Origin of the sequence: Amycolatopsis sp. CA-230715 (assembly GCF_018736145.1) — a bacterium.
In the GTDB taxonomy this organism is placed as follows: Bacteria; Actinomycetota; Actinomycetes; order Mycobacteriales; family Pseudonocardiaceae; genus Amycolatopsis.
The window spans coordinates 1,636,127-1,653,351 of record NZ_CP059997.1 but is presented as its reverse complement, the minus strand read 5'-3'; the positions used below and the strand labels follow the sequence as shown (position 1 = coordinate 1,653,351).

The 17,225-nt window shown below is 71.4% G+C and carries 14 protein-coding genes; 11 read left to right on the top strand and 3 right to left on the bottom strand.

Features of this window, described 5'->3' with window-relative positions; all coding sequences use genetic code 11:
• Nucleotides 1-42: 42 nt before the first annotated feature.
• The 3 genes from qcrC to qcrB are packed head-to-tail and all read left to right on the top strand — an operon-like array spanning nt 43 to nt 3,679.
• Nucleotides 43-861: a cytochrome bc1 complex diheme cytochrome c subunit gene (qcrC, locus tag HUW46_RS07800; protein WP_215546644.1), complete on the top strand. Its 819-nt coding sequence runs from the start codon at nt 43-45 to the stop codon at nt 859-861.
• The gene (gene qcrA / locus HUW46_RS07795) at nt 858-1,991 is read left to right on the top strand and encodes a cytochrome bc1 complex Rieske iron-sulfur subunit (RefSeq protein ID WP_215546643.1); all 1,134 of its coding nucleotides are present in this window, start codon (nt 858-860) and stop codon (nt 1,989-1,991) included. The genes qcrC and qcrA overlap by 4 nt, the downstream gene beginning before the upstream one ends.
• Nucleotides 1,988-3,679 carry a cytochrome bc1 complex cytochrome b subunit gene (gene qcrB / locus HUW46_RS07790; protein ID WP_215546642.1) on the top strand — a complete coding sequence of 564 codons (1,692 nt, stop codon included), beginning with the start codon at nt 1,988-1,990 and terminating at the stop codon, nt 3,677-3,679. The genes qcrA and qcrB overlap by 4 nt, the downstream gene beginning before the upstream one ends.
• 495 nt (nt 3,680-4,174) lie before the next feature.
• On the opposite strand, the gene HUW46_RS07785 is transcribed toward qcrB, so the two are convergent.
• Entirely contained in the window at nt 4,175-4,450 is a 276-nt protein-coding gene (locus tag HUW46_RS07785; protein WP_215546641.1) for an Lrp/AsnC family transcriptional regulator, read from the bottom strand.
• A 58-nt stretch (nt 4,451-4,508) separates the two neighbouring features.
• On the bottom strand, nt 4,509-6,230 hold the full coding sequence (locus tag HUW46_RS07780; protein ID WP_215546640.1) for a DEDD exonuclease domain-containing protein: 1,722 nt from the start codon (nt 6,228-6,230) through the stop codon (nt 4,509-4,511).
• A gap of 107 nt (nt 6,231-6,337) precedes the next feature.
• Here HUW46_RS07780 and HUW46_RS07775 point away from each other — a divergent pair, with 107 nt between their 5' ends.
• The 5 genes from HUW46_RS07775 (at nt 6,338) to HUW46_RS07755 (ending at nt 13,221) form a co-directional block, all read left to right on the top strand.
• Nucleotides 6,338-7,696, top strand: coding sequence for an NYN domain-containing protein (locus HUW46_RS07775; RefSeq protein WP_215546639.1), 1,359 nt, complete (start codon nt 6,338-6,340; stop codon nt 7,694-7,696).
• A 118-nt stretch (nt 7,697-7,814) separates the two neighbouring features.
• Complete coding sequence (locus HUW46_RS07770) at nt 7,815-8,336, top strand: PadR family transcriptional regulator (protein WP_215546638.1); 522 nt, start codon at nt 7,815-7,817, stop codon at nt 8,334-8,336.
• Nucleotides 8,336-9,022, top strand: a complete 687-nt coding sequence (locus tag HUW46_RS07765; protein WP_215546637.1) for an ABC transporter ATP-binding protein — start codon at nt 8,336-8,338, stop codon at nt 9,020-9,022. The genes HUW46_RS07770 and HUW46_RS07765 overlap by 1 nt, the downstream gene beginning before the upstream one ends.
• On the top strand, nt 9,019-11,352 hold the full coding sequence (locus tag HUW46_RS07760; RefSeq protein WP_215546636.1) for an FtsX-like permease family protein: 2,334 nt from the start codon (nt 9,019-9,021) through the stop codon (nt 11,350-11,352). The genes HUW46_RS07765 and HUW46_RS07760 overlap by 4 nt, the downstream gene beginning before the upstream one ends.
• A gap of 93 nt (nt 11,353-11,445) precedes the next feature.
• Nucleotides 11,446-13,221 (top strand): D-alanyl-D-alanine carboxypeptidase family protein, encoded by a 1,776-nt coding sequence (locus HUW46_RS07755; RefSeq protein WP_215546635.1) that lies wholly within the window; start codon nt 11,446-11,448, stop codon nt 13,219-13,221.
• Here HUW46_RS07755 and HUW46_RS07750 read toward each other — a convergent pair.
• A complete protein-coding gene (locus HUW46_RS07750) occupies nt 13,218-13,907 on the bottom strand; it encodes a FadR/GntR family transcriptional regulator (protein WP_254125917.1) in 690 nt (229 codons plus the stop codon). The genes HUW46_RS07755 and HUW46_RS07750 overlap by 4 nt on opposite strands.
• A 281-nt stretch (nt 13,908-14,188) precedes the next feature.
• Between HUW46_RS07750 and HUW46_RS07745 the strand changes: the two genes are divergently transcribed.
• The 3 genes from HUW46_RS07745 to HUW46_RS07735 all read left to right on the top strand — a co-directional run bounded on the left by HUW46_RS07745 (nt 14,189) and on the right by HUW46_RS07735 (nt 17,225).
• On the top strand, nt 14,189-14,425 hold the full coding sequence (locus HUW46_RS07745; RefSeq protein ID WP_331477225.1) for a hypothetical protein: 237 nt from the start codon (nt 14,189-14,191) through the stop codon (nt 14,423-14,425).
• 489 nt (nt 14,426-14,914) lie between these two features.
• Entirely contained in the window at nt 14,915-15,970 is a 1,056-nt protein-coding gene (locus HUW46_RS07740; protein ID WP_215546633.1) for an NlpC/P60 family protein, read from the top strand.
• Between the two features lie 97 nt (nt 15,971-16,067).
• A complete protein-coding gene (locus HUW46_RS07735; protein ID WP_215546632.1) occupies nt 16,068-17,225 on the top strand; it encodes a glycosyltransferase family 4 protein in 1,158 nt (385 codons plus the stop codon).

The window sequence follows — 17,225 nt, the reverse complement described above, 5'->3', positions numbered from 1 at the left end:
CGCCACCACTGGTCCCGAACTGACAGCAAGGGTTGCCGCAGAATGACCACCACGGAAAAGTCTTCGAAGGGCCGCTCCCGCGCCCGGACGAAGGTGCGCAGGCGGATCGCCGGCGCACTCGCGCTCTTCGTCGCCCTCGTCGGTGCGGGTGCCGCCTACGGGATCTTCGCCCCGAAGCCGCAGACCGCGCAGGCGCAGGGTGACCCGGCGCTGCTGCGCCAGGGCGAGCAGGTCTACAACAACACCTGCATCGAGTGCCACGGCGCGAACCTCGAAGGCGTCAAGGACCGCGGCCCGAACCTGATCGGGATCGGCGAAGCCGCCGTCTACTTCCAGACCTCGTCCGGCCGCATGCCCGCGGTGCGCCAGGAGGCGCAGGTCGCGCGCAAGCCACCGAAGCTGACGCCGGAGGAGATCGACGCGGTCAGCGCGTACATCCAGGCGCACGGCGGCGGCCCGCAGCGGCCAGCCGAGAAGGGCGAGGCCCTGCGCGGGCCCGACTCCGCCCGCGGCGGCGAGCTGTTCCGCCTCAACTGCGCTTCCTGCCACAACTTCACCGGACAGGGCGGTGCGCTCTCCGCCGGGAAGTTCGCGCCGGAACTCGGCCCTGCCACCGAAGAGCAGATCTACGACGCGATGCTCACCGGCCCGCAGAACATGCCGAAGTTCTCCGACCGGCAGCTCTCGCCGGAGGAGAAGAAGGACATCATCGCCTACGTCAAGTCGGTGTCGGACGGCAACAACAACCCCGGCGGCAACGGGCTCGGCGGGCTCGGCCCCGCCACCGAAGGCCTCGTGGCATGGGTGGTGGGTATCGCCGCACTGGTCGGCGTCACCTTGTGGATTGGATCGAAGGCATGAGTGGCGAGGAAGTGAAGCCGCCGTCGGAGGCGGAACTCGCGAAGATGAACCGGGACCAGCTCGTCGAGCTGGGTACCAAGCTCGACGGCGTCACGCTCGTCGAGTACCCGGACCCGTGGCCGGTCAAGGGGACCCGCGCGGAGAAGCGCGCGGAGCGCCTCATCGCGCTGTGGTTCGCGATCTCCGGCCTCGCCGGGCTGCTGTTCGTGGTGTCGCTCATCTGGTGGCCGTGGAAGTACGAGGCACCCGGCAATGAGCACGGGCATTTCCTGTACAGCCTGTACACGCCGTTCCTCGGCATCACGCTCGGCCTCGCCGTACTGGGCCTTGGCATCGGAATCCTGCTGTACACCAAGAAGTTCATCCCGCACGAGCTCGCGGTGCAGGAGCGCGGTGACGGCGGCTCCAAGGAGGTCGACAAGGCCACCATCGTCGCCCAGCTCGCCGACGCGGGCACCCGCAGCACGATCGCCCGCCGCTCGCTGATCAAGCGGTCGGCCGGACTCGGCGCCGCCGGGATCGGGCTCGCCGCCGCGGCGCTGCCGGTCGCGTCCTTCATCAAGGACCCGTGGAAGAACACCGAGAACAAGGATTCGCTGTGGCACACCGGCTGGCAGCCGCAGCACCCCGGTGAGGTCGTCTACATGCGACGGAACACCGGCCGCCCCGAAGAGGTCGTGCTGGTCCGCGCGGAGGACCTCGACGCGGGCGGGATGGAGACGGTGTTCCCGTTCCGCGAGTCCGAGCGCGGTGACCACGAGGCGCTGTCGGCGGCACTGCACCGCTCCGACAACCCCGTGATGCTGATCCGCCTCCGCCCCTCCGACGCGGCCAGGGTCGTCAAGCGGAAGGGCCAGGAGGACTTCAACTTCGGCGACTACTACGCGTACACGAAGATCTGCAGCCACGTCGGCTGCCCGACCTCGTTGTACGAGCAGCGCACCAACCGCATCCTCTGCCCGTGCCACCAGTCGCAGTTCGACGCGCTCCACTACGGCAAGCCGATCTTCGGCCCGGCCACCCGCGCGCTCGCCCAGCTTCCCATCACGGTTGACGACAAGGGATACTTGATCGCGCGAGGCGACTTCATCGAGGCCGTTGGACCGGCCTTTTGGGAGCGTAAGTCATGAGTTCACTCACCACGCCGACCAAGGGCACCAACCCGGCGGAGCAGGCGGCGGGTGCCGCCGCGCAGTGGGCCGACGACCGGTACCACCTGGCGAAGGGCATTCGCCACCAGCTCAACAAGGTGTTCCCGAGCCACTGGTCGTTCCTGCTCGGCGAGATCGCGCTCTACAGCTTCATCGTGGTGCTGCTCTCGGGTGTCTACCTGACGCTGTTCTTCGACCCCTCCATGCAGGAGGTCGTCTACCACGGCAGCTTCCGGAACCTGCAGGGCCAGGAGATGACCAGGGCGTTCGCCAGCACCCTGGACATCTCGTTCGACGTGCGCGGCGGGCTGTTCGTGCGCCAGGTGCACCACTGGGCGGCGCTGCTGTTCGTGGCGTCGATGATGGTGCACATGTTCCGGATCTTCTTCACCGGAGCGTTCCGCAGGCCGCGCGAGGCGAACTGGGTGATCGGCGCGCTGCTGCTGATCCTGGGCATGTTCGAGGGCTTCTTCGGCTACTCGCTGCCGGACGACCTGCTCTCGGGTACCGGTATCCGCGCGACGCTGTCCGGCATCGTGCTCTCGGTGCCGGTGATCGGGACCTGGCTGCACTGGGCGCTGTTCGGCGGGGAGTTCCCCGGCACCGAGATCATCCCCAGGCTGTACACGATCCACATCCTGCTGCTGCCCGGCATCATGCTCGGGCTGATCGCGGTGCACCTCGCGCTGGTCTGGTACCAGAAGCACACCCAGTTCCCCGGGGTGCGGCGCAAGGAGACCAACGTCGTCGGCGTCCGGATCATGCCGGTGTTCGCGCTCAAGGGCGGGGCGTTCTTCGCCGTCGTCACCGGTGTCATCGCGCTGATGTCGGGGTTGTTCCAGATCAACCCGATCTGGAACATCGGGCCGTACAACCCTTCGCAGGTGTCGGCCGGTTCGCAGCCGGACTGGTACATGGCCTGGGCCGACGGCATGCTGCGAATCTTCCCGGCGTGGGAGGTCTACCTCGGCAACTACACGATCCCGGCGGTGTTCTTCGCCGGTGCGATCGGCATGCCGATCCTGATCACGCTGCTGCTGGTGTACCCGTGGCTGGAGCGCAAGCTCTCCGGCGACACCGCGCACCACAACCTGCTGCAGCGCCCGCGCGACGTGCCGGTGCGGACGAGCCTCGGCGCGATGGCGCTCGGGTTCTTCATGGTGATCGAGCTGTCCGGGTTCAACGACATCATCGCGGACCGGTTCGACATCTCGCTGAACGCGACCACCTGGGCCGGCCGCATCGGGATCCTGATCGTGCCGCCGCTGGCGTACTTCATCACCTACCGGATCTGCCTCGGCCTGCAGCGGGCGGACCGCGAGGTGCTGGAGCACGGCGTGGAAACCGGCATCATCAAGCGGCTCCCGCACGGTGAGTTCATCGAAATCCACCAGCCGCTCGGCGGCACGGACGACCACGGCCACGCGATCCCGCTGGAGTACCAGGGCGCGCCGGTGCCGAAGAAGATGAACAAGCTGGGCACGGCGGGCCAGCCGGTGGCGGGCTCGCTGCTCCGGCCGGACCCGGTGGAGGAAACCGCCGCGCTGGCCAGGGCACACGCCAACGGCCACGGTTCCAACGGGCACAGCTCGAACGGGCACAGCCCGCAGGCTGACGAAGCGCCCGCCGAGATCGCGCCGGAGTCCGGCGCCAGCTCGAAGCACTGACGTAGCACGAAACGCGGCCCCGGTTCTCATCACGGAACCGGGGCCGCTTTCTCTTATGTAGCGCCCTTTTAACCCCCTGAAGGCCACCTTCACGGCACTGATACTGAACACGGCACTGAATGCCCTCAAGGTGGCCTTCAGGGCAATCGCCCACCGCACCGGCGAACGCGAGGCCGCAGGTTCGCGGCGCCAGCTACCCGAAGGTCACCTTCGGAGACTTCGACCACCCCGCCCGACCCCACTCCGCGCGCCTACCGAAATACGCTCGCCCGCCTACACATCCGAGTGTCGCGAGGTCCGGGCCGAAGGCCCGGCTATGCAAAACCCAGCCACCACGGCGATCCGGTGCGCCCCGCGCGCCGGGAGCGTGCAGTCGCGTGCAGGGCCGCCAAGGCCCCCTGAATTCGTGACGGCAGGGCGCCCCGACAACGCAACGGAACGCGTGTGCTGAATTCGCGCCCTGGCGGCGCGAATTCAGCACACGCGATAAACAGTTCAGTCTCCGACGGAGAAGGCGCTTTCGGTGGCGGCGCGGGCGTACGAACGGAACGCGATGTGGGTGTCGGTGTCGAGGACGCCGGGGACCTTGCCGATCTTGGCGGGGATGAGGTCGGCGAGGTCTTCGTGGCCCGCCACGCGCACGATGGCGACGAGGTCGACGTCGCCCGCGCAGGAGTAGACCTCGGAAACGCCCTCGATGTCGGCGATCGTCTGCGCGGCTTCCGGGATGTTTTCCGCCTTGACGTGGATCAGCACGATCGCGGTGATCACTCGGGTCTCCTTGGGCGTCGGGGTGCTGGTGAGGCGATGGTAGCCCGCCGCCTCCGGCTCAGTTTGCGGCGTACTCGAGCTCGCGCGCGTGTCCGGCGAGGTCGACCCAGGAGCGCCACCGGGCGGCGCCGCGGGCGGGTTCGGCCCACGGCACGGCGGTCTTCACGAGCCGGACCCCCTGCCGTCCGAGCCAGCGCAGCAGCACGCCGACCTCTTCGCTCGTGGCGCCGCGCAGCGGGTCGGTGCCGGGGATGACGGTCTCGGCCGCGGCGACGAGCTGGTCGACGATCGGCATCGGCGGTACGCCGCGCCGGGCGACGCCTGCGGAGGCGAGCCTGCCGTAGCGGATCACCGCGAACTCCCAGCCGCCGGAGCCGTCCGGCGAAGCCGCGACGAGTTCGGGGATGGCGGCGAGCGCGGCCAGCCGGTGCGCCCTGTCGACGGAGCGGATGAGGCCTGCCAGTTCGTCGCGGCGGCGGGCCGCCTGCTCGTAGTGCTCGGCGGCGGCGAGTTCGTCGATCTGGCGGATCGCGTTGTGCAGCGCCTCGTTCCCGACGCCGCCGATGAGCTCTTCGACGGATTCGACGGCGGGCGCGTACTCGGGCACGCTCTGCTTCCCCGCGCACGGCGCGCCGCAGCGGCCGAGTTCGGCGAGGACGCACGGGGTGCCGGAGGCCGCGTTCGCCGGGATCCGCTGGGTGCAGGTGCGCAGCCCGGTGGCACCGGCCAGCACGTCCGCTCCGGTCTTCGCACCGGCCTGGGTGCGGAACGGGCCGAGCGCGCCGTCGCGGGCGACCCTGACCACGGACAGCCGCGGGAAGGCCTCGTCGGTGAGGACGACCCACCACGCGTTGCGCGGGTTCTTGGACCGCCGGTTGTAGGCGGGCCGGTGCGCCGCGAGCAGCCGCAGCTCGCGGACCTCGGCTTCGAGCGAGTGGGCGCATTCGACGGAGTCGACGCGGACCGCGAGCGCGACCATCTCCCTGATCCGGCCGCGGGTCTCGGAGCCGGTGAAGTACTGGCGGACGCGCCGCCGCAGGTTGCCCGCGGTGCCGACGTAGAGCACTTCTTCGCCGGGGCCGCGGAACAGGTAGACGCCGGGCCGTTCCGGGAGGTCGGCGGCGAGGCCGCGCTTGCGGCGCTGGGCTGGGGTGATCTCGGGCAGGTAGTCCAGCAGTTCCTCGAGTGAGTGCACGCCGAGGTTGCCGACGCGTCCGAGCAGCCCGTGCAGCACGTCGACGGTGGCGCGGGCGTCGGCGAGCGCGCGGTGGTTCGGCGTGGTCGAGGCGCCGAAGAGGTGGGCGAGCGCGGAGAGCCGGTAGCTCGGGGTCTCTTCGCGCGGGATGACGCGCCTGGCCAGCCGCACCGTGCACACCACGGCGGCCTTCGGCCACGCGTAGCCGTGCGCGGCGCAGGCTGCCCGCATGAACCCGGTGTCGAACCCGGCGTTGTGGGCGACGAGCACGGCGCCGCCGATGAACTCGAGGAACGCGGGGAGCACGCGTTCGATGCGCGGCGCGTCGTGCACCATCGCGGTGGTGATCCCGGTGAGTGAGACGATCTGCGGCGGGATCGGCATTCCCGGGTTCACGAAGGTGCCGAACTCGCCGAGCACCTGACCGCCGCGGACCTTCACGGCACCGATCTCGGTGATCCCGTCGGGACCGGGTTTGGTGCCGGTGGTTTCCAGGTCGAACACCACGAAGGTGGTCTCCCGCAACGGCGTGCCCAGCTCGTCGAAGGTGAGCTGGAGATCGGTGAACCGGCGTCCGACGTCCATGATCCGCGACAGTAGGGACGGGCACCGACAGTTTCGGCGCGCTGGCGCGCCGCCACCTCCGGCCTGTCCGCGACGCGGCGCCGCCGCCGGGGGCCTACCCTGGACAGATGCAACCGTCTCCCCAGCACGGGGGCGCCAAGGACGAAACCGAGGCGCCTTCCGCGGAAGCTGCCCGCGAGCAGCTCGACTGGGGTGCGCTGCCGGACGCCGTGCGGGCGAGGCTGGCCGAGCTCGCCGCCGGCGCGCTCGGCACGTTATCCAAAGTGGACATCCCGCAGACGGTGCGCCCGGTGGCCAAGTTCGCGCCAGCCAAGCGCGCGAAGCTGGGCGCGCCCGCGCTGCTGGCCGCGTTGCGCGACTCCGCCGCCTTCCGGACAGCGGTGCTGGAGTGGCTGCGCGAGCGCCGCCAGGACGCGCTCGACCCGAACGCGTCCGATTCGGTCGCCGCCGCGGCGGCCGCGGTGCTGCTGGGGGAGTCGGACGCGAGTTCCCGGGTGCGGCTGGTCGCGAAGAACGCCGAGGAGAGCACTCTGCGGGCGGAACGCGACCAGGCGCTGACCAAGGCGCAGCGGCTCGAAGGCGAGGTCGAACGGCTGCGCCTCGAGCTTTCGCAGGCACTCGAAGCCGTCGAGGAGGCCCGTAGCGAGCGTGAAGCGGAGCTGGAGAAGCTTCGCGGCAGGCTGCGCGAACAGGGCGTGGTCCTTCGCCAGGCCAAGGACGCGGCCGCCGAGGCGCGCGCCCTCGCCGCCGCGGGCGGTGACCAGCGCGACGCCGAGATCAAGTCGCTCACGGCGCAGCTGGAACGGGAACGCCAGCGCGTGGCGACCGAGCGGGCCAGGGCGGACCGCGCGGTCACCGAGGCGGACAACGCCCGTCAGGCCGCGCGCGAAGCGCGGGAAGCCGACGAGGTGCGCCTGGGCATGCTCGTGCAGACGATCGAGGGCGCGGCCTCCGGGTTGCGCCGGGAGCTGTCGCTGGGCGGGAGCAGCGCGCGCCGGCCCGCGGACAGCGTGCGCGGCGCCAGCGCGGGCGGCGGTGACGGCGCCAGGGTGCGCGACGGCTCCGCGCTCGACAGGTTGCTTTCGCTGCCGAACGCGCACGTGATTGTGGACGGCTACAACGTGACGAAGACCGGGTACCCCGAGCTGTCGCTGGCGGATCAGCGCGATCGGCTGGTCGGCCAGCTCGGTTCGCTCGCGGCGCGCACCGGCGTCGAGGTGACGGTGGTGTTCGACGGCGCTGGCGTGCTCTCGGTGCCCGCCGCGGCGCCCCGTGGCGTGCGCGTGCTGTTCTCCGATCCCGGCGTGCTCGCCGACGACGTGATCCGCTCACTGGTCGCTGCGGAACCGGGCGGGCGGCCGCTGATCGTGGCCACCACGGACCGCGCGGTCGCCGATTCCACGCGGCACGCGGGCGCTCATCCGGTGCCTTCGGCCGTGTTGCTCACCCGGCTCGGCCGGGTCTAGCGCATCTCGCTCTGAACTGGGGAAACGCCGTATTCTGCCCGCGTATACACCGGGGGTATACGCCTCGTGTATAGTCCTGTTCACCCCCGGATGCCGGGGTCAAGGAGGGAACAGGGAGATGTCGGTTTCACACACTTTGCTCGCGTTGCTCGAGCCGGGCCCGCGCCACGGCTACGACCTCAAGCGGGCCTATGACGAACAGTTCGGGCAGGACCGCCCGCTCGCCTACGGCCAGGTCTACTCGACCCTGTCGCGCCTGCTGCGCAACGGGATGGTCGAAGTGGCGGGGGTGGAGAGCGGCGACGGGCCGGAGCGCAAGCGCTACACGATCACCGACTCCGGCGTCACCGACGTCGAGACGTGGCTCGGTACGCCGGAGAGCCCGGAGCCGTACCTGCAGAACACGCTCTACACGAAGGTCGTGCTGGCGCTGCTGTCCGGGCGCAGCGCGAACGCGGTGCTCGACGCGCAGCGCTCGGAGCACCTCAAGGTGATGCGCGAGCTGACCAAGCGCAAGATCAACGGTGACCTCGCCGACCAGCTGATCTGCGATCACGCGCTGTTCCACCTCGAGGCGGACCTGCGGTGGCTGGAGCTCACCGCGGCGCGGCTCGACGAGCTGGCGAAGGTGGTGCGCTGATGACCGCGCGAAAGGCACTGCTCGCCGGGCAGGGGCTGCACAAGTCCTTCGGCCAGACGCACGCGCTCGACGGCGCCGCGCTCACCATCGCCGCGGGCGAGGTGCTCGCGATCATGGGGTCGTCCGGTTCCGGGAAGTCGACCCTGCTGCACTGCCTCGCCGGGATCGTCCGGCCGGACGGCGGCACCATCACCTACGACGGCCGCGATCTCGTCGCGATGGACGACAAGGGCCGGAGTGCGTTGCGGCGCACCGAGTTCGGGTTCGTCTTCCAGTTCGGCCAGCTCGTCCCGGAGCTGTCGTGCCTGGAGAACGTCGCGCTGCCGCTGCGCCTGACCGGGGCCAAGCGGAAGCCCGCCGAGGCGAAGGCGATGGAGTGGCTCGCCCGGCTGGAGGTCGACAACGAAGCGGCCAGGCGCCCCGGTGACGTCTCCGGTGGCCAGGCGCAGCGGGTCGCGGTGGCGCGGGCGCTGGTGACCGGCCCGAAGGTGGTCTTCGCCGACGAGCCGACGGGCGCGCTCGACTCGCTCAACGGCGAGAAGGTCATGCGCATGCTCACCGAAGCGGCGCGGGAGAGCAACGCGGCGGTGGTGCTGGTGACGCACGAACCGCGGGTCGCGGCCTATTCGGACCGCGAGATCGTGGTGCGGGACGGGCGCACGGTCGACCGGGAGCTGGTCGCATGATGCGGGATCTGTTGCTGGGACTCCGGCTGGCCGTCGGGGGCGGCCGGATGTCCGGCGCGGCACTCCTGCGGCTGGCGATGACCGCGTTCGGGATCGCGCTCGCGGTCGCCGTGCTCCTTCCCGCCGCCTCGGTCGGGCACCTCGTGGACGCGAAGGCCGACCGCGAGGCGGCGATCAAGGAGGACAAGACCCCGCGGCCCGGTGTCGCGCCGCTGTCGGTCTACCAGTGGTACGCCACCAGCGGTGAGGACCTGATCCAGGTGACCGCGGTGGCGGCGACCGGGCCCGGTTCGCCGGTGCCGCCGGGGATCGACCGGCTGCCCGCGCCGGGCGAAATGATCGTCTCGCCCGCGCTCGCGGAGAAGCTGAACTCGGCCGACGGCGGTTCGGTGCGGGCGCGGCTGCCGCAGCAGGTGACCGGTCAGATCGCGAAGGCGGGGGTCGGGGACGCCGGTGACCTGGTGGCGTACACCGGGGCGTCGCCTGCCGAGATCGCGGCCGAGGGTGACCGGGCCGACCAGGTCTACGCGTTCGGCAAACCGAGCACCGGCTTCATGCTCCCGGTGACCCTGGTCATGGTCGCGCCGATCGCCGCGGTGCTGCTGCTGCCGTTGCTGATCTTCGTGACCACCGCTTCGCGGATGGGCGCCGCGCAGCGGGAACGCAGGCTCGCGGCGTTGCGGCTGGTCGGGGTGGACGCGCGGCAGATCAGGCGGGTCGCGGCGGCGGAGTCGCTGGTCGGGGCGATGCTCGGGCTGGTGGTGGGGGGTGCGCTGTTCTATTCGCTGCGCCCGCTCATCAGCGAGGTCCACCCCTTCGGGATCCGGGTGTTCGCGGAGGACTTCGTGCCGTCGTGGCCGCTCGCGGTGGCGATCGCGCTGCTGGTGCCCGGTCTCGCGATCGGCTCCGCGCTCTTCGGGCTGCGGCGCACGATCGTGGAGCCGCTCGGTGTGGTCCGGCAGGGCAAGCCGGTGCGGCGGCGGATGTGGTGGCGCTGGGCGCTCGCCGCGATCGGCGCGGTGTTCCTGCTCGCCACGCTGCTCTTCGACCCGGGAACCAGCGACGACACCGGGGCCATCGCGCTCGCGATCGGCAGTGTCTTCCTGCTCGTGGGTGTCGCGGCGCTGCTGCCGTGGGCGGTCGAACGGATCGTGCGGGGGCTGCGCGGCGGCCCGCCGTCGTGGCAGTTCGCGGTGCGGCGCCTGCAACTCGACAGCGGCACCGCGAGCCGGGTGGTGTCCGGGCTGGTGATCGTGCTGGCGGGCACGATCCTGATCCAGGTCATGATCGCCTCGATCTCCACGAAGCAGACGCCGCACACCACGCCGGCCGGGATGGCGGCGGCGCCGGTCAAGGTGGCGACCGATACCGCGCACGAGGCCGACGTGCGGCAGCGACTGTCCGGTGTGGACGGTCTGAGCGCCGTGCACGGCCTCACCCAGCTGCACCTCCGTTCCGGGGACAAGGCGGGCCGGGGCGATTCCGCGATGGTCGGGGACTGCGCGGCGCTCGCGGTGCAGGGGAACATCGGCCCGTGCGCCGACGGCGACGTGTTCTACCTGCCGGAGCGGCAGCCGAAGAACGCGCCCGCGGTGGTGGATCCGCCGCCGTCGGGGACGATGCGGCTGGTCGGCTACAGCGCCGGAAGCACCGACGAGCCCCAGGACGGTCCACAATGGACTATCCCGGCCGGGGTCAAGGCGGTGCCGCCCGATCAGAGCGCGCAGTCGTACGGCGGCGGCACCTTGCTGGTCACGCCGGGCGCGCTGGGCGGGATCACCGTCCCGCAGGGAATGGTGGAGTTCTACGTCGGCGGCACCGGGGACGCCAAGGCGCTGTCCGACCGGGTCGCGGCCGCGGTGAGCCAGCTCGCCTGGCACGCCGAAGTCCGCAGCAGTGACCCGTACGCCGATTTCGCGAACAAGGACCAGCGGATGGTGGAGAGCTTCCGCGGCGTGCTGCTCACCGCGGCGCTGTTCGTGCTCGCGGTGGCCGCGATGAGCCTGCTCATGCTGTCCATCGAGCAGATCAGCGAACGGCGGCGGCCGCTGGCGGCGCTGTCCGCGGCGGGCGTGCCGCTCGGGGTGCTCGCGCGGGGATCGCTGTGGCAGACCGCGATCCCGGTCGTGGTCGGCGTGGTGCTCGCGGTGGCCGCGGGGCTCGGGCTCACCGCGCCGATCCTGCGGCTGGCGAACCTGCCGATGGTGGTCGACGGGGGAGTGCTCGCGGGGCTGGCCGGTGCCGCGGTGCTCGCGGTGCTGCTGGTGACGGCGCTGACCCTGCCGCTGCTGCGGCAGGTGACCAGGCTGGACGCGCTGCGCGCCGAGTGACCCACCCGGTTGGGGGAGTACCAACGCCGGCGCGCCGGCGTTGGTACTCCATAAGGGACGCGCCATCGCGTCAGGGCTCTCACAGGAGGTCGGATGCGCGTCGGCGCGGTGCTGGTGGCGGTACTGCTGACGGGTGGCGTCGCCGCGGGTTCTCCCGCGGCGACCCAGCAGCCGCCACCAGCCGATCCCGGTGATCTCCGGGTGGAGGCCGGGGTGGCGCCGGGCGCGGGGGTTCCTGATCCCCGCCCCGGCGAGGCCTTCGCCGATCCCAAGGTGGCCGATCTGCAGCGCACCGCGTCCGGTATCCAGCGCGAGCTCGGCGATCTCGCGGGACAGGTCAAGGCAGCGCAGGACGGGGTCGCCGCGGCGGGGGACAAGCTGCGGCTGGCGAAAGCGGACCGCGAGCGGGCGGACGCCGAGGTCGCGACCCAGCAGAAGGAGGTCGACGCGTTCTCGCGCGCGATCTTCACCGCGAAGGGGCGGCCGGGGAGCCTGCAGCTCATCCTCACCGCGGACAGCGCGAAGGACCTCCTCGACGGCGCGTCGATGCTCGCGAAGATCTCCGGGGACACCGACGTGAAGCTGCGCGCCGCGCTCGACCGGCACCGGCGGGCGGTGGCCGCGGAGGACCAGGCCGCGGGTGCGGAGCGGCAGGCCACCGCGCTCAAGGACGAAGTGGTCCGCCGCGACGGGGACGCGAGGAACCGCGCGGACGCCGTTTCGTCCGAGCTGCGCGGCCCGGCGGGCGCGGCGAACGAAGCGGTGATCGCGCAGCAGAAGGCCCAGCAGGAGCGCAATTCCCGGACTACCGCGAACTGGAAGGCCTACACCGACCGCCTCGCCGCGGCCGGGATCACGCCGCCGCCCGCGGTCGCGTTGCGGGATCCGGCGCACCTGCCCGCGCCGCTGACCGCGCTCACCGGAGCCGACGGCAGGCCGCAGCCGGGCGTGGCGCAGCTCAGTTCGGGCGGCCAGCGGCTTCTGGTGCTGCCGAAGGAAACCATCGGCGCGGTGACCGCCGCCGTCGGCGCGCTCGGGAGGCCGTTCGTGCCGCACGACGGTGGCGAAGGACCGGTGGCGTATTCGTGCGACGGGCTCGTGCGCTCGGTGTTCGGCGGCGCCGGGCTGCCGCTGCCCGCGGCGGCGGGGGAGCAGTTCGCCCGCGGGGTGCCCGCCGGGCAGGCCCAGCCCGGCGACCTGGTGTTCGTCGGACCTGCCAAGTACGGGGTGCAGTCCGTCGGCATCGTGCTCGACGAGCGCACCATGCTCGCGGCGGACGGCAGGCTCGCCGGTGTCGTGGTCACCGATCTGCCCGCCGGGGACAGCGTGCTCGGGTATTCGCGGCCGTCGCTCGGGGAACGCGCGTCGGCGCCGGTCCCGCAGCGCGCCGCGGGCGAGCTGACCTGGCGGTGCGGCGGTGTCGAACTCCCGCCCCGCCCGCAGGGCTCGGACCAGGCGGCCGGGGCGTGGGGCGGGTACCCGAACGGGCTCATCCCGTCGGCCGCGCTCTGTCCACTCGGGACGGGTTCGCACGTGCTGCGCTGCGACGCCGCGCAGTCGTTCCAGGCGCTTTCGCAGGCTTATGCCGGGGTGTTCGGCACGCCGATGTGCGTCACCGACTCCTACCGCACCTTCGCGCAGCAGGTCGACCTCTACCGCCGCAAGCCCTCGCTGGCCGCGGTACCGGGCACCAGCAACCACGGCTGGGGCCTCGCGGTCGACCTGTGCGGCGGCCCGGAGTCGTTCTCCTCTCCGCAGTACGCGTGGCTCGCCGCGAACTCCCGCGGGTTCGGCTGGGCCCATCCCGGCTGGGCGCGCGCGGGCGGTGGCCGCGAAGAACCCTGGCACTGGGAATACGCGGGCCGTTAGCCGAGCATGCGGTCGACCTCGTCGGACGCGGCGAGCACGAGGGTGCGCATCACCTGCTCCGCTTCGGCGGGGGCGCTCCGCGCGATCGCGTCGGCGACCGCGACGTGCCTGCTCAGCGCCGTCGGATCGGGGTGCTCCGGCATCAGGTGCTGTTCGACCCTGCCGCGCAGCACCTCCGCGGTCACGTGCGCGAGATGGGCGAACATGTCGTTGCCGGACGAGGTCAGCACGAGCCGGTGGAACTCGATGTCCGCGGTGACGAACTCGGCGATGTCGGTCGCGGCGACCATCTGGTCGGAGATCTCGCGCAGCCGGTCCTTCTGCTGCGGAGTGGCGGTGCGGGCGGCGAGTGCGGCAGCCGCGGGTTCCACGGCGGCCCGCAGCTGGGCGAGCTGGTTCAGCTGGCGCACGCGCTGCCGCCCGGCGAGGCGCCAGCGGATGAGCAGCGGGTCGAACACGTTCCACGTCTCCGGCGGGCGCACGGTGACCCCGACCTTGGGCCTGCTCTGCACCATGCCGAGCGTCTCGAGCACGCGGATCGCCTCGCGCGCCACCGTTCTCGACACCGTGTGCGCCGCGGTCAGCTCGTCGATGCGCAGCACCGTTCCCGCGGGGTACTCGCCACTGGTCAGTGCCGCGCCGAGGGTGTCGAGCAGGTGTCCGTGCAGGCCGCGTGGACGGGTCAAGACGTCAGCCTTTCGCCAGTGTTCACCGGGCGCCGGCCGGACCAGGGCGCCCGAGCCGGCTGGCGTACAGCTTGACCCACCGCGCGGCCTCGTCACCCCGGTGGGGCCGACTGCTCGGTGGTGATCTTGCGGTAGTTCCCCGGGGCGATCGGGCCGCATCTTCGCAGGTCACCCGTTCGGGTTACTTCTGATGGCCGTGGTGACCGGAATTGTCGGTGGTCGCCCCTAGCGTCGTTCCCAGCAGCTGCCGCACCCGTGGAAACGACGTTGGGAGGACTGGCATGGACAGCTCGGTGGGCCCCGTGGACGAGGGCACGATGGTGATCGACTGCGATCGGTGCGAGGTCAGGGGCGACGCCTGTGCCGACTGCGTGGTCAGCGTGCTGCTGGGCGCGCCGCCGGAGATCGAATGGGACTCCAGCGAGCGGCTCGCGGTCGACGCGCTCGCCGAGGCGGGCATGGTGCCGCGGCTGCGGCTGGTGCCAGCGGAGCCGGAGCGCCGGCTCCGCGCGGGCTGACCTGGCGGAGAGAGGGCCAGGAAGGGGCGCTGACACGCCCGGAGGGGAAGAAACTGACGCGGAGCGACGAGTGGTCGATCCGATCAGGCGAACGGTCTATACCACTATCGGTCCCACTCTGTTAGCCCAGTCACACTCGGCTATTCGGCGCTGGTCCGATGGTGTGTCAGCGATGGAACCCGGGGATTTTCACTACGCATGGTGGACGAGCGGGCCACTCTTTCGTAACCTGGCCGAGATCTCGCGCCTGGTAGCCGTGTCCACCAAGGTCCGGCGACGCGGGATTGCCGCCGAGGCAGCTTTGTCGGGGAGCTGTACCGGAGAACCACCGGGCATTCCAGTCGCGGTACAGCCGTGCCGGGAACCGGTGGGGAAGGATGCGTCACGCCGCGGGCCGCACGGTGCCGCGGTGGAGTGTGGAGAGGGCCCCCGACCTCTTCACCGGCGAAGTCCGGTCGGTGGCCGACGAGCAAAGGAGACACGCGCGGCGTGCAGTCGCAACCTGTGAAGCGCGTGGTATCAGGAGCACTGGCAGCGGGCGCCGTCATCGCGGCCGTCAGCATCGTCCAGTCACCGGCCACCGCCGTTCCCGCCCCCGCCCCCCAGACCCCTCCCCCCGCTGACTCCGGCGACGCGCTCGCGAAGTACCGCGATCTCGCCGCGAAGGCCGAGCGCCTCAACGAGGACTACCTCAAAGCCCAGGACGACCTCAAGGCCAAGCAGGGTGACCTCGACAAGGCAGGTGCCGATGTCGAGGCCGCGAAGAAGTCCGGCGAAGACGCCAAGGTCAACGAGCAGCGCTACCGCGTCGACGTCGACAAGTTCGCCGACGCCTCGTTCACCGGCGGCGCGCCGCTGAACAAGCTGTCCGCGTTGCTCACCGGCACCTCCACGCAGGACTTCCTCGACCGGTCCTCCGCGCTCGAGATCCTCGCCTCCGAGAAGAACGCCGCGCTCGGCCGCCTTTCCGGCGCCGTGAAGCAGGCCGCCGACGCCCAGGCGCTGGCCACCGACGCGCAAGGCCGCGCGCAGGCGGCCAGGGACGCGGCCGCGAAGCTCACCGAAGACATCGCGGCGCAGAAGAAGGTCCTCGACGACCAGAAGGCCGATCTCGAGAAGACCAGCAACAGCTTGAGTGCCGCGCAGAAGGCGTCGCAGAAGGACACCGGCGGCGCGATGCCGGACATCAAGAACGCCGGTCCCGCGGCGGCCGCGGCGATCCAGGCGGCACAGTCGAAGCTGGGCAGCGCGTACGTGTGGGGTGCCACCGGCCCGAGCACGTTCGACTGCTCCGGGCTGACCATGTGGGCCTACAAACAGGCCGGGATCACCATCCCCCGGTCCAGCCGCGCGCAGTCGACGTTCGGCACCCCGGTCGACCGCTCGCAGCTGCAGCCCGGCGACCTGGTGTTCTACTACTCGCCGGTCTCGCACGTCGGCATCTACATCGGCGACGGCAAGATGATCCACGCCCCCACCTCGGGTGACGTCGTGAAGATCTCGCCGCTGCAGTCGCAGTACAGCGGTGCCCGCCGCGTCGCCTGACGCCGGTCGCACTGGAGTTCGCGCCCGCGAGGGGCGCTGGTCACGATCGCGTGACCGGCGCCCCTCGCGCGTTTTCCGGGCGCGGTAGCCTCCGACGGTGCCGCGTACCCTCCTGCTGACCAACGACTTCCCGCCACGGTCGGGAGGGATCCAGAACTACCTCAACTCCTTCGCGACGCGTTTGCCCGCCGACGATCTCGTCGTCTACGCCCCGTCGTGGGAAGGCCGTTCCGGCTCGCACGTCGAGTTCGACGCCGAGGCCGCGTTCGAGGTGGTCCGCCACCCGACCTCCCTCATGTTGCCCGCCCCCGACGTGCTGCGGCGCGCGAAGGACATCATGCGCGCCAACCGGTGCGAGACGGTGTGGTTCGGCGCGGCCGCTCCGCTCGCGCTGCTGGCCCAGCCGCTCCGGAACGCGGGCGCGCGGCGGATCGTCGCGTCGACGCACGGGCACGAGGTCGGCTGGTCGATGCTCCCCGCCGCACGGCAGGCGTTGCGGCGCATCGGCGACACCACGGACGTGATCACCTACGTCAGCAAGTACACGCGGGGCCGGTTCGCGGCCGCGTTCGGGCCGATGGCGGGTCTCGAGCACCTTCCGTCCGGTGTGGACACCGAGCTGTTCCGCCCCAACGACGGCGCCCGCGAGGAGATCCGCCGCAGGCACGGGCTCGGCGACCGGCCGACCGTGGTGTGCGTGTCGCGCCTGGTGCCCCGCAAGGGACAGGACATGCTGGTGCGCGCGATGCCGAGGCTGCGCGCGCGGATCCCGGACGTGGCGCTGCTGCTCGTCGGCGGCGGCCCGTACCGGAAGAAGCTCGCCGCCATGATCGGCCAGCTCGGGGTTTCGGACAGCGTGGTGATGACCGGTTCGGTGCCGTGGAAGGAACTTCCCGCGCACTACGCGGCGGGCGACGTGTTCGCGATGCCCGCCCGCACCAGGGGCAAGGGCCTCGACGTGGAGGGGCTCGGGCTCGTCTACCTCGAAGCCTCGGCGACCGGATTGCCGGTCGTGGCGGGCAATTCCGGCGGTGCCCCGGAAACCGTGCTGGACGAGGTGACCGGGCACGTGGTGGACGGCCGCGCACTCGGCCAGCTCGAAGAGACGCTCGCCGCGCTGCTGATGGACCCGACGCGGGCGAAGCGGATGGGCGAGGCCGGGCGGCGGTGGGTCGGCGAGAACTGGCGGTGGGACGTGCTCACCCGGCGTCTGACGAGCCTGCTGGAGGGCGAGCCCGCCACCGCGATCCGGTGA